This window comes from Paenibacillus taichungensis, from assembly GCF_003287275.1.
GTDB lineage: Bacteria > Bacillota > Bacilli > Paenibacillales > Paenibacillaceae > Paenibacillus > Paenibacillus taichungensis_A.
The window spans coordinates 1-12,166 of sequence record NZ_QEVW01000004.1 but is presented as its reverse complement, the minus strand read 5'-3'; the positions used below and the strand labels follow the sequence as shown (position 1 = coordinate 12,166).

12 protein-coding genes are annotated in these 12,166 nt (G+C 48.8%); 3 read left to right on the top strand and 9 right to left on the bottom strand.

Going from position 1 to position 12,166, the window contains the following annotated elements; all coding sequences use genetic code 11:
- Nucleotides 1-286 precede the first annotated feature (286 nt).
- Nucleotides 287-898 carry a superoxide dismutase gene (locus tag DC345_RS05120; RefSeq protein WP_024632995.1) on the top strand — a complete coding sequence of 204 codons (612 nt, stop codon included), beginning with the start codon at nucleotides 287-289 and terminating at the stop codon, nucleotides 896-898.
- A gap of 116 nt (nucleotides 899-1,014) precedes the next feature.
- Here the strand turns inward: DC345_RS05120 and mutY are convergent, their stop codons facing one another.
- The gene (gene mutY, locus DC345_RS05115) at nucleotides 1,015-2,373 is read right to left on the bottom strand and encodes an A/G-specific adenine glycosylase (protein WP_113052189.1); all 1,359 of its coding nucleotides are present in this window, start codon (nucleotides 2,371-2,373) and stop codon (nucleotides 1,015-1,017) included.
- A gap of 58 nt (nucleotides 2,374-2,431) precedes the next feature.
- Entirely contained in the window at nucleotides 2,432-2,848 is a 417-nt protein-coding gene (gene acpS / locus DC345_RS05110) for a holo-ACP synthase (RefSeq protein ID WP_113052188.1), read from the bottom strand.
- A 186-nt stretch (nucleotides 2,849-3,034) separates the two neighbouring features.
- On the opposite strand from acpS, the gene DC345_RS05105 reads away from it, so the two are divergent.
- Complete coding sequence (locus DC345_RS05105; protein ID WP_113052187.1) at nucleotides 3,035-3,850, top strand: alpha/beta hydrolase family protein; 816 nt, start codon at nucleotides 3,035-3,037, stop codon at nucleotides 3,848-3,850.
- Between the two features lie 143 nt (nucleotides 3,851-3,993).
- Here the strand turns inward: DC345_RS05105 and nadE are convergent, their stop codons facing one another.
- The 3 genes from nadE to DC345_RS05090 all read right to left on the bottom strand — a co-directional run bounded on the left by nadE (nucleotide 3,994) and on the right by DC345_RS05090 (nucleotide 7,238).
- Nucleotides 3,994-4,803 (bottom strand): ammonia-dependent NAD(+) synthetase, encoded by an 810-nt coding sequence (nadE, locus tag DC345_RS05100; protein ID WP_063567821.1) that lies wholly within the window; start codon nucleotides 4,801-4,803, stop codon nucleotides 3,994-3,996.
- A 137-nt stretch (nucleotides 4,804-4,940) separates the two neighbouring features.
- The gene (locus tag DC345_RS05095; RefSeq protein WP_053779648.1) at nucleotides 4,941-5,375 is read right to left on the bottom strand and encodes a BrxA/BrxB family bacilliredoxin; all 435 of its coding nucleotides are present in this window, start codon (nucleotides 5,373-5,375) and stop codon (nucleotides 4,941-4,943) included.
- 168 nt (nucleotides 5,376-5,543) lie between these two features.
- Nucleotides 5,544-7,238 carry a two-component system sensor histidine kinase NtrB gene (locus tag DC345_RS05090; RefSeq protein WP_181586489.1) on the bottom strand — a complete coding sequence of 565 codons (1,695 nt, stop codon included), beginning with the start codon at nucleotides 7,236-7,238 and terminating at the stop codon, nucleotides 5,544-5,546.
- A 197-nt stretch (nucleotides 7,239-7,435) separates the two neighbouring features.
- On the opposite strand from DC345_RS05090, the gene DC345_RS05085 reads away from it, so the two are divergent.
- Entirely contained in the window at nucleotides 7,436-8,704 is a 1,269-nt protein-coding gene (locus DC345_RS05085) for a BaiN/RdsA family NAD(P)/FAD-dependent oxidoreductase (protein ID WP_113052185.1), read from the top strand.
- A gap of 175 nt (nucleotides 8,705-8,879) precedes the next feature.
- Here DC345_RS05085 and DC345_RS05080 read toward each other — a convergent pair whose 3' ends face one another.
- The 4 genes from DC345_RS05080 to DC345_RS31650 all read right to left on the bottom strand — a co-directional run.
- Entirely contained in the window at nucleotides 8,880-9,263 is a 384-nt protein-coding gene (locus tag DC345_RS05080; RefSeq protein ID WP_113052184.1) for a hypothetical protein, read from the bottom strand.
- A gap of 114 nt (nucleotides 9,264-9,377) precedes the next feature.
- Nucleotides 9,378-10,628: an ABC transporter permease gene (locus DC345_RS05075; RefSeq protein WP_113052183.1), complete on the bottom strand. Its 1,251-nt coding sequence runs from the start codon at nucleotides 10,626-10,628 to the stop codon at nucleotides 9,378-9,380.
- Between the two features lie 19 nt (nucleotides 10,629-10,647).
- Nucleotides 10,648-11,373, bottom strand: a complete 726-nt coding sequence (locus DC345_RS05070; protein ID WP_113052182.1) for an ABC transporter ATP-binding protein — start codon at nucleotides 11,371-11,373, stop codon at nucleotides 10,648-10,650.
- A 303-nt stretch (nucleotides 11,374-11,676) separates the two neighbouring features.
- On the bottom strand, nucleotides 11,677-12,166 hold a 490-nt coding region (locus DC345_RS31650), incomplete at its 5' end, for a hypothetical protein (protein WP_181586488.1).

The window sequence follows — 12,166 nt, the reverse complement described above, 5'->3', positions numbered from 1 at the left end:
TAAAATATGTTTGTTATCTCTGACCCATGAATGGATTAACGTCTGGGGGGACTTAATAAACAAAAATGTTGCTTAATTAGCCCGAATGCGGTTTAATATTAGTGACAAGGGTATTATTACATAGGTACCTGGGCAATTTGCATAAATCCTGTGAGCGTCTTTCACTCAGCAAGATATAGATCGAAGTGAACCTATTCGTCTAGAACTTGTCCGGAAGCGATTCGAAATGAATTATGCAAAATGCTGACCTTAACAAAAATTCAAAAATCTCAGGAGGTATTTCACTATGACTTTTCAATTACCAGCACTTCCTTACGCTAACGACGCACTGGAACCACATATTGATGCGCAAACGATGGAAATCCACCACGATCGCCATCACAATACTTACGTAACGAACTTGAACGCAGCTCTGGAAAGCGCTCCTGAATTGCAAGGTAAAAGCTTGGAAGATCTGATTGCTAACCTTGACAGCGTACCTGAAGGTATCCGCACAGCGGTTCGCAACAATGGTGGCGGACACGCTAACCACAGCCTGTTCTGGGAAATTATCGGACCTAACGGCGGCGGCGCTCCTACTGGTGACATCGCAGCAGCAATCGATAGCGAACTGGGTGGCTTTGACAAATTCAAAGAAGATTTTGCAAAAGCAGCTACAACTCGTTTCGGTTCCGGTTGGGCTTGGCTCGTCGTTGGTAAAGATGGCAAATTGTCCATCACTAGTACACCTAACCAAGACAGCCCTCTCTTCGAAGGTCTGACTCCGGTTCTGGGTCTGGATGTATGGGAGCACGCTTACTACCTGAAATATCAAAACAAACGCCCTGACTACATCGGTGCTTTCTGGAATGTAATCAACTGGGACGAAGTAAACAAACGTTACGCTGCAGCGAAATAAGACTGCCAGCATAATTGAAGAGCCTGATTCGGTCAACGCGACCGGATCAGGCTCTTTTTTGTGTGCTTTTGCTTGCTGCACGTTGGTTGATTTAATATTGGTATGGCAAGGGCCCATTACTCACTAACATCGTCATATACCCCTGCAAAATAACTGCTGATGAGCTTCAGGAATATATTTGGAAATGCCATGGTGTCCATATCTTCTGGACCAATCCAGCGATAGATCAGGCCATCGCTTTTGCCACTCATTACATCATGCGCCGGGTTACTTGCGGCAAATGCTGACAACGGCTCGCCCTGCTCTTCAAGCGAGCCTGAGATGTTGGCTGCATCGGTGATGCCTGGCTCCGATGCTTGTGTTTGTGCCGCGGGAGAACCGGATGCGGCTGGCGCAGGGGTTTCCTTGGCAGCCGCCTGTGCATCGTAGGCGGCTCTGGCTTCCGCAGCGATCAGCGGAAGCTCGTTACTCTGGTCCTGCTCGGTGCACTTGTACACCTGCAGGCTCCAGACAATGTGGCTGAACACATGCTCCGCATGGGTAGCCAGCCCTTCCGGGCGGGCAGCGAAGCCTTCCGCCCACAGACTGCCGGCCAGCAAAGCCATGGCTGGCTCATCTGCCAGCGGCCCCGCCTTCTTGCCGGCTGTGGCGGGCGCCGCCAGCACATGCGGCAGCTCCCACATGCGGGCCAACAGGCCCGTAGCTGGGCGCTGCCGCACAAGCACACGGCCGCGATGAGCACCGCGGCCCTCCACAATGGCGACCAGCCGCTGCTCAGGGCGCGGCGGCTTCGCCTTGGTCTTGACCGGCAGTGTGAGCTCCCGTCCGGCGATGCGGCCGGAACATTGCTCCATGACTGGGCAAGTCAGGCAGTGCGGCGCTTTGGGTGTGCATACCAGCGCGCCAAGTTCCATCAGCGCCTGATTGAAATCACGCGCACGCCCTTCCGGAATGAGCTCTCCCGCTAGCTCTTCCATCAACACCCGGGTGCTGCCCTTCATAATGTCCTCATCAATGAGGAAGTATCGGGACAGGACCCGCATCACATTGCCATCCACCGCTGGCTGCGGCTGGTTGAAGGCAATGCTGAGAATGGCCCCGGCTGTATACGGGCCCACCCCTTTTAACGCAAAGACTGCCTGCTTGTCCTGCGGCATCTCCCCACCGTGCAGCTCCATGACTTGTCTGGCAGCTGCCTGAAGATTGCGGGCACGCGAATAATATCCGAGTCCCTCCCAATTTTTCAAGACCTCTTCTTCCGGTGCTTCAGCCAGAGCCTGTACGGTCGGAAAATTCCCGATAAAACGGTTGAAATACGGAATCACCGTATCCACCCGAGTCTGTTGCAGCATAATTTCCGATACCCATGTGAAATAAGGATTGTTATGGCGACGCCACGGCAAATCCCGTCGGTTGATCATATACCAATCCAGCAAATTCACGCTGAAATGTCGTTTCTGTTCCATTAAACCCATATTTCCGTCCTCTCCTATTGCCAAGCTTACGTTCTTCACACGTTCTCCCACATTGTTACTATTCAGATTCAGGCAATGCCTTCCCCATCTGCTCTACAATAGCAAAGGCCGCAGCCAGCTCCGTCTGGTGCGTAATGCTCAAATGAATATCATACTGTTTGCCATATGGCAGTTGCAGTCGTTCCCATGCTTCATCAGAAAGTGTGGCAACGGGGCGTCCTTTCGCATCAGGCAGCACTTCAATGTCGGTAAAACTCATCATGCTTCCAATGCCGCAGCCAAACGCCTTGGACACCGCTTCCTTCGCTGCGAATCGGCCGGATACAAACTCGACCATCCGTTTTCCCCGATGATCCGCAATTTCTCGCTCTGCATGCGTTAAAATCCGCTTCATAAACGCTTCGGCGTGTTGACCTGACAACAGCCTGCGCATACGCCCAATCTCCAGTACGTCGTTTCCAATGCCATATATCATCAACGCTTCACCCGCTTAACCTTTTATGCTGTAAACGATCTCCATTCGGTCAACTGATCCGTAACTTATCCGAACACGTATTCTATTGTAGCAGGAGGCGCGCACGGATGCGAGTACCATCGTCCTCATTACCAATTATGTTAAAATATGAATCAGCAATAGATGAAACTTTAGGAGGAATAAGATATGTCCACAGCATTTGAACTGCCTGCAGGCGAAGATGCCGTCATTCGCGGAAATATATTTACTGCACGGCAACCCGCTCAAGGAATCATTATCCTGGCTCACGGTTACAAAGGCTTCAAAGACTGGGGCATGTTCCCCTACGCTGCATCCCAGCTAAGCGAGAACTATCACGTCCTGACCTTCAATTTCTCTCACAACGGAGTTGGAGAAGATCTGGAGCAATTTTCTGAACTTGAGAAGTTTGCAGTCAATACGTACAGCCGGGAGCTTGCCGACTTGGCAACGCTGCTTGATTATGTGTCCATACAGCCAGAACTTAACCAACTGCCGGTATTCCTACTTGGACATAGCCGCGGTGCAGGCGTAAGCCTCGTGTACGCACTGGATCATCCCGAACAGATTGCAGGCGTACTCTCCTGGAACGGCGTAACCAACTTGGATCTCTTTACCTCTGAGCAAAAAGAAGAAATGCGTACACATGGCCGCAGCCATGTCACGAACGGGCGAACCGGCCAGCAGATGCCTCTGGACGTGTCCATTCTGGAGGACCTGGACACGCATAAGGATCGTTACGCCATCATTGATCGCTTGGCTTCTTCCCCTCTGCGTGTGGCACTTATTCAGGGAACAGAGGACGGCACACGGCTGCGGGACGGCTCGGCCGCACTGGTCCAGGTTCGCCCGGATATCCCTTGGCACCAGATTCCTGGAGGAAATCATACCTTTAATACTGTGCATCCATTCAAGGAATCGACGCCGCAGCTCGAGCAGGCGATTACCGAAACACTGCGCCAGATCGATATTTGGAATATCTAGTCCCGTCTTCTTCTCGACTAGCTCTCTTGTTCTTACTGCAAATAAAATAATCAGCATAACAAAAAGAGTCGCTGCCTGATGCAGTGACTCTTTGCTGTTCAGATGCTTGCATTGTCCATATCATGGCATGCTTGCGATCCATATTAGATGCCAGGAATGGCATTACGTTTGTGATGGGTACGCGTGTAGAATGCTTCAAGGCGTTCCTGTGCAGCCGGATCAATCTGTTTGCCTTCCAGATAGTCACTGTTCGCTTCATACGAAATGCCCAGCTCATCTTCATCGGTCTGACCTTCCCAGAGTCCTGCAGATGGAGCCTTGTCCAAAATGGCCTGTGGCACGTTCAAATACGCAGCCAGCTGACGCACTTGACGTTTGTTCAGGCTGCTCAGTGGTGTAATGTCCACGGCGCCGTCGCCCCACTTGGTGTAAAAGCCCGTGATGGCTTCAGAAGCATGGTCTGTTCCGACAACCAACAGGTTCTCCTCAAAGGAAAGAGCGTATTGCATCACCATACGGGTTCTCGCTTTTACGTTCCCTTTGCCTTGGTGAGTCATATGACGCGGGCTGCCCATGGATTTGAAACCTTGCTCCACTTCCAGTGCAATCTCGTTAACTGCATCTTCGATGTTGGTTTCCACAACATGCTTCAGGTCATAGGCTTTGGCCACAGCATAGCTATGGTCGATGTCCGATTGCTCACCGTAAGGCTGGAATACGCCCAGCGTTTTGTATTCCTTATTCTCTTCTGCTGTAAGCTCGTCCGTTGCTTTTTTGCAAAGCGCCGTAGCTACAGCACTGTCAATTCCGCCACTGATTGCGATTAGCAATCCTTTGGAATTGGCATTTTTCACATAGGTTTTGAGAAAGTCAACGCGCTTGCGCACTTCCTCTTCTTCATTAATGCTTGGTTTAACCTTCAATTCAGCGATGATCTGTTGTTGCAAACTCATCGTTCACACACCCCGTTTCTAAATTAATGAAATTTGATGTCCATTTTGAAAGGTCCGAATGGTTCAATAACCCTATTTGCTCAAAATGAAACGCCCCGGCATCGGTCATCCGAAAGGCGGGGCGTTGCTTGAGCTAATTAACGGCAGTAACGGTCAAACACACTTGTGAGCTCAGCCGCAATTTCCTCCGCAGAACGATCTTCCACTTGATGACGCTCAATAAAGTGAACGAGTTCTCCGTCTTTCATCAGAGCGATGGAAGGTGAAGATGGTGGATACGGTGCAAAGTATTCACGTGCTTTTGCTGTAGCTTCTTTGTCCTGACCAGCAAATACCGTGTACAGGTGGTCTGGTGTAATATCATGCTGAAGTGCTTGGGATACACCTGGGCGGCATTGACCTGCGGCACATCCGCAGACCGAGTTAATAACAACCAGAGCGGTACCTTTGGCATCCGGCAAACTTGCTTCAACTTCTTCTGGAGTACGCAACTCCTGAATTCCCAAACGAGTCAGATCATCCCGCATCGGTTGAACCATATCTTTCATGTATTGATCAAATGACATAGACATTCGGTTTCACTCCTTAAACATGTGAGTTCTATTATTTAAAAAATTAAATGCTTTTGTGCTATTCCTATTATACATCCCTAATCAATGAAAGCAAGGTTCAAACACCGCCTGCGGAAAGGCTTCTCCTTCAATATTATGTCTCATTCCTTGGCAAAACATGCTTGAAGTTCACCGTTGAAATGCAACCTTGAAAGTTGTACCCTGCCCTTCCTCTGATTCGATGGTAATAGTTCCGTTATGCCGTTCGACAATGCTCAGACACATGGATAACCCCAGTCCGGTTCCTTTGGCCTTGGTCGTAAAAAAAGGTTCGAACAGCTTCTCCTGCTTCACTCTAGGTATTCCCGGGCCTGTATCTCGCACACACAGCTCTACAGTGTCATCCACCAACCGAGTCTCAAGTGTAAGTACCCCTTTTTCATTCATGGCTTCCATCCCATTACGAGCCAGATTAAGTACCACTTGTTTAATTTCCTTTGAATTCAGATGCAGCTTCGGCACATTGTGAGCCAGCATAAATTCAATACTCTGACCTCGCAGATTGGCATCAGCCCATAACAAAGGACTTAGTTCATGGATGATATCATGCAGCTGGGATTCTTCCTTCTCGGCAATTCGATTCTGAGCCAATGACAGAAAATCATTAATAATGCTGTTCGCCCGATCAAGCTCCTCCAGAACGATCCGGTAATAGTGATCCAGGGACTCCGGACTCTTTTCCTGCATTAATTGAAGAAAACCACGCACAACCGCCATCGGGTTTCTGACCTCATGGGTAATACTTGCGGCCATTTGCCCTACAAGACTAAGGCGATCCACATTATCGAGCTCACTTCGCAGCAGTTCAAGCTCAGTAATATCCTGAATGATTAACATGGCTCCGATAGCTTCTCTTGGCAGTTCTGCTGAGTACGCGTAGATGGGAACGGTCCTGGATTGGAATACGTTTGAACCGTAACGCACCGTTAGTCCACTCACTTCTCCATGAACAATGGCTTTACGTATACTGCTCTCCATCTTGTCTGCCTGGGCTTGTTCGACAAACTGACTCGCAGGTTGCCCAATCAAATCCGGTGTTGTAGTGCAAGGCAGTTGATCCCGCGCCGTTTGCTCCATCGTATCGTTGACGAACTGCACGGTCCCCTCTTTATCTACGGTTGCGATGGATAAAGGAACAGCATTCAGAATTTGGTTAAGCTTTTCCGTTTCGGCTATGTATCTGTGATGAACTTCTGACAAATGTTGCTCAAGCCCCCGGTGATGTTGTATCTGTTCAATCCAGAGCATACTAAGACTTCCAGCAAGAACTGCACCGATTGTATATCCCAGCGCTAGTAATACCCACTCTACTATTGAGAATGTTGGTTGGCTTTCCATCAATGGAATATACAATACATTGGACACAACCAGCTCGGCCGTTATTAAGGCGGTAACTGTTCCCATTTTGCGTGAACGTGTATAATGCTTGAATCGTTTGGCTGACAACCATACAATAGGATAGAGAAGGATGCCCGTTTGAAGTAGAAATTCGTACAGATTATAGGGATGCGCAAAGAGAAAATAGAAGAGTATCTGGAGAAGAGACAGCGTTAGGCCTATGCGAGGCCTGCAATACAATATGACGAGCGTCAGGGGCACAATGCCCAAGGAGATAGGGACTGATACCGGGTTCCCATAGTGGGCAAAAAGCAGACATAACAACATGCTCGCCACACTGGTCGCGGCAAAACTGGTCTGTACCATCCTATGATATCCTGCCTTGGCGACTGCTTGCCTGGAGAGCCCCAAATGCAATAATGGAATCAGAAATACCGCAGCTCCTGCAAGCAGTATTTGTAAAAGAATGTCCTTTAAAGCAACCACAATGCCATCTCCCTCCTCTGCCCTGCACATTCCCTCATGTATTTCTGATTAAAACATAGGCGACAGTATATTACAATATATCCCTTAAGACAGCATAATAGAACTGCTAATACATTTGTATTGTTTCATAAACAGGCAGGAGTAGACAGGGTTTTCGGAAAACAGACAAAATCAATGAAAAAAGAGGGTAATAACGCATGTATGATGTCATTGTAATTGGTGGTGGGTCTGCGGGCCTCATGGCCTGTGTTGCCGCTGCCGAGCATGGAGCCTCAGTGCTTCTGCTGGATAAAGGAGACCAACTCGGCCGTAAACTCGGGATCTCTGGCGGCGGTCGCTGCAATGTGACCAATGCCAAGGAGACGGATGAACTAATCCGGCATATCCCGGGCAATGGACGCTTTTTATATAGTTCATTTCAGAATCTGGACAATCAGGGAATTATGCGTTTTTTTGAAAATCTCGGTATTGCCCTGAAAGAGGAGGATAACGGGAGAATGTTCCCGGTAACCGATAAAGCCAAAACGGTCGTTGATGCGTTGGTAGGCAAAATTGTTTCCCTTGGGGTAGAGATTCGCACCAAACAACCGGTTAAAGAATTAATTCAGAACGGTCAACACGTGCAGGGTGTGAAGTTAGCTTCTGGCACAACAGTACTTGCACGCTCTGTTATTATCGCCACCGGGGGCAAGTCAGTCCCTCAAACCGGATCAACCGGGGATGGCTACCCTTGGGCTGAAGCGGCTGGACATACGATTACAGAGCTATATCCGACGGAAGTGCCCATTGTGTCTGGTGAGAGCTGGATTCAATCCAAAGAACTGCAAGGCTTGTCCTTGCGGGATGTCGGGTTATCTGTGCTAGATGCCAAAGGCAAAACGGTTATCTCCCATCGTGGAGATATGATCTTCACCCATTTCGGTGTATCAGGACCGATCGCGCTTCGTTGCAGCCAGTTCATTCGCAAGGTGCAAATGAAATCTGGGAACCCTCAGGTCACGATGAGTATTGATCTGTTCCCGGATCTGTCCCCCGGTGCTTTGGAAGCCCAGGTACAGCAGGTGCTGGAGCAAGAATCCCGAAAGGCTGTCAAAAACATACTCAAAACATGGGTTCCTGAGCGTATGATTCCATTGATGATGAAGCGTGCAGAGATCAGCGAAGATCTCACTTTCCACCATTTCCCCAAAGGTATGTTAAATACATTAGTGGGGTTAATGAAGGACTTTACCTTCCGCGTAGATGGAACTCGTTCTCTCAAAGAAGCTTTTGTTACTGGCGGGGGAATCCACTTAAAGGAAATATACCCCAAAACAATGGAATCCAAGCTGCTGCCAGGACTATTCTTTTGCGGTGAAGTGTTGGATATTCACGGCTACACGGGAGGCTATAATATTACCGCTGCCTTCTCTACAGGGTACACGGCTGGCATGCATGCAGCAGAGTATAAAAACGCTCGCTCATGACTTGAACATAGGTTGTTCATGAACCAATTCACGTTCAGTATCACGTAAGGTTATTAAAAGCATGAAAAAACCTCGACATCCCGCTATAGCGGGGGTGTCGAGGTTTTTTTGAGATGTATGCAATACAGAATCAATGTCACCAACTAGGCAAGCAGCATCGTTGCCCCTGTTGTATTTACGCCTTCACACTGCCCGAGAAACCATCCACTGAATCATCAAATGTCGGATCTTCATCCCGGTTAGACATCTCCTGTTCAGGATTGCTCTCCTGAATTCCGCTCGCATAACCTTCATTCCAATCTTCATTTACGAGATGAGCCGGAATGGATATATTCTGAAACTGATCCAATCCATCTGTTTCGGAGAGAAATACCGCACTTCCTCCGTGTGACTGTACGATTTCCACAGCAGATTGCGTATCCTGGCGATCTGTAGGAATGTACAATTCAAGCGGTCCTGACTGGTATGGCTTATACCCCAGTTCCTCCAGTGTTGCCTGCGCCGCCAGCAGTGCTGCATTGTCTGCGAAGTGCACCTGAAGTTCACTATCGTCCATCATGATTTTTTCCTCCTTGCGAGAGCTGATCCCTTACCTTCAAAATCATAAGATCCGTCTCCTATAGCATGGTCAGTTACTTCATCTGATATGCTACTGTACAAGGAAGAATATCAACTAAGCGGATCGGAAGTACCGAATCCAGCCCGTTATTGACAGGACGAACAGTCCGAATGCCACGACAGCCGTAGCCGTGACGATACCTTCCAGCCAGCCTAGCCAAGCTGCTCCCAGTGAAAACCCCATTAAAATCCCCAACGGAACAAACAACATCCGTACCATGGTCAGACCTGCACGATTTAACGCCTCTGAATCATAGGATACGAGCTGAACGTACTCCGAGGTTGCAAATACCTCCCAGGAGCGATAAAAAAGTACACTCAACATGATGACCAACAAGCCACACACGATTACATTGACCGGGAAAGGTGGTAAAGCAACGGCAACGATCGAAAGGCCGCCAAGCTGCAAGTACAATTTCATGGTCGAGGAGTTACGAAAGAATGCTTTGAATGCCGTCTCAGCTGTCCGATTAGAGATGGTTCGATGACGCAGCAACTTGCGCTGCTTGCGGAATATGATCGTCCGGGTGCGCGGCGCTTTCGGCTTGTTCACAGATCGACTCAGTAAAAGGGCTGTGAACTTGAGCCTTTCTCGTAAATCTTCACGTACATCGCCCTCAAAGGTTCCCTTCATCTCCAGCCTCATTCGGCCAACCGTAATTAGAAGAAGGATTGCGGCCACAATACCTGCAAGCAGTGTCCAGATGTGTTCATGCATCCATGATGTTACCCCAATCGTGATAGTGCCCATTACAACTGCTAAAGGAATCATACGAATCCAGCGTCTCCATCCGGTATAACGTACTTTCGTCATATGTAGAATAATGACCTGGAATGAAGCTACTGCGCCAAACCAAATCGCTATTAGTGCGATATGGATAAACGACATGTCATACACACGAGACCATAGTGGTGAGGTCAACGCCGTAATTGCAATCATTTTGCCCAGATGCATCAAGCAAGCCCGGTAGATCCCCTGTCTCATCAATGTACGCATCCACAGCGACCTTGATTTCAGGAACAGCACATCCGCTTCCTCTACAAATATAAGAATTCCACCTGTAAGCATAATGATGTCGATCAGTCCTGTCAGTGTAGGCAGCGTTAATCCGGTCGCCCATGTTGGCAGTGGTTTGGACCATAAAGTCACGTACCATCCGCTGAAATACAGCACACCCGGAATAAGGAGGTATACCCATACCGTCCAGTCTACTACCAGTTTCAGGTTTTTCAATTGTTCATTGAAGTGCTCCTTGCGTCTGCGTCTATATAAACCAAGTGGCTTGGATGCTCGAGAGGTCTCCATCTTTCCCCCCCCTTCCCGATTAGGATGTCAGAGTGTCAAAACAATCAAACAACGAGGCATCCGGCAAATCTGCGGCTGCTCGTATTTCGTCCAGTGTTCCTTCAGCAGCTGAGCGCCCGGAATGGATGAGTATAAACCGATCACAGATTCGCTCAGCGGTATCCAGTACATGCGTTGACATAAGAACACCCGCACCACGGCGGCGCTCATCGTCCAGCAACTTTAGAAAATCCTTGGTTGCTCTCGGGTCCAGCCCGATGAAAGGCTCGTCCACAATATATACATCCGGCGAGGACAGGAAGCCGATCATCAGCATCATTTTCTGCCGCATTCCCTTGGAGAAACTGGCCGGAAGATCATTACGAACGTGGTCCATGCCGAAACGAACCAACATCTCCTCCGCCCTGGCAACAAAGACCTCTTCCTCCATTTCATAGGCGGCAGCTGCCAGATCGAGATGTTCCCACAGGGTCATATATTCGTAAAAAACAGGTTGTTCCGGGATATAGGCATAACGTCCGTCTCCCCCAATGGTTACTTCATACTTTGCATGTTCAAGCAGACCAAGTAATGTTTTGATAGTAGTGCTTTTGCCAGCACCATTCGGTCCGATAATACCCACCAGTTCCCCCGGCGCCACCTGTAATCGGATGTTCCTAATCGTGGATTGCCCCGCCTCATATCCTGCTTCCGTAATATGTACGTCCAATATGGACTCCTGTGCGGATGTATCTTCGTTTTCCATATCATTCACTCCCTGTACTGTCAGGTGCTTGTTCGGATCTTTAATGATATTGTAATCGAGTTCGTGAGGAATTGTTTGATCATTTTAAAGCCAGAACAATCTTCCGATTGCTGTTATCTCCAGATTTTTTTCATTCTCTTTTTCAAAGAAGAAAATCCAAGGATAAAGGCATAGCTATACTAACACTTTATCCTCTCTACATAAATTCGAAATTTGAAAAATTTATGTTGCTTGTTCCAGTAAAATGAAAAAAGCAGGGGTTCCGGAACCCCTGCTTCTTTATGTTACAATGAAAATCTCATACTACCGATTTGACTCCACCACAGTTGAAGTTTCGCTTTCTGCATCTGCATTTACATTCAGACCCAGATCCAGTGCCCCGCGGCTTTCGCTCGCATAGCTGCTGCTCTCGGTTCGATCACGATCACCTTTCACGCTGTTGTTGCGCTCAGTTTGAGTCCATGTTGCACTCTCACCTTCCGCTTTCGCGTTCAGGCCCAGATCCAGCGCGCCACGGCTTTCGCTCGCATAGCTGCTGCTCTCGGTACGATCACGATCACCCTTCACGCTGTTGTTGTGTTCAGTTTGAGCCATTGCTGCACTCTCACCTTCCGCTTTAGCGTTCAGACCCAGATCTAGCGCGCCACGGCTTTCACTTGCATAGCTGCTGCTCTCCGTACGATCACGATCACCCTTCACGCTGTTGTTGCGTTCAGTTTGAGCCATTGCTGCACTCTCACCTTCCGCTTTAGCGTTCAGACCCAGATCTAGCGCGCCACGGCTTTCGCTCGCA

Bases quoted from the DNA above. Each gene is read 5' to 3' on its own strand.
- DC345_RS05080 (WP_113052184.1), bottom strand. From the start codon at position 9,263: ATGATGGACGATAGTGAACTTCAGGTGCACTTCGCAGACAATGCAGCA.
- mutY (WP_113052189.1), bottom strand. From the start codon at position 2,373: ATGGGTTTAATGGAACAGAAACGACATTTCAGCGTGAATTTGCTGGAT.
- DC345_RS05095 (WP_053779648.1), bottom strand. From the start codon at position 5,375: ATGTCTATGTCATTTGATCAATACATGAAAGATATGGTTCAACCGATG.
- DC345_RS05070 (WP_113052182.1), bottom strand. From the start codon at position 11,373: ATGGAAAACGAAGATACATCCGCACAGGAGTCCATATTGGACGTACAT.
- DC345_RS05120 (WP_024632995.1), top strand. From the start codon at position 287: ATGACTTTTCAATTACCAGCACTTCCTTACGCTAACGACGCACTGGAA.
- DC345_RS05085 (WP_113052185.1), top strand. From the start codon at position 7,436: ATGTATGATGTCATTGTAATTGGTGGTGGGTCTGCGGGCCTCATGGCC.
- DC345_RS05075 (WP_113052183.1), bottom strand. From the start codon at position 10,628: ATGGAGACCTCTCGAGCATCCAAGCCACTTGGTTTATATAGACGCAGA.
- DC345_RS05105 (WP_113052187.1), top strand. From the start codon at position 3,035: ATGTCCACAGCATTTGAACTGCCTGCAGGCGAAGATGCCGTCATTCGC.
- acpS (WP_113052188.1), bottom strand. From the start codon at position 2,848: ATGATATATGGCATTGGAAACGACGTACTGGAGATTGGGCGTATGCGC.
- nadE (WP_063567821.1), bottom strand. From the start codon at position 4,803: ATGAGTTTGCAACAACAGATCATCGCTGAATTGAAGGTTAAACCAAGC.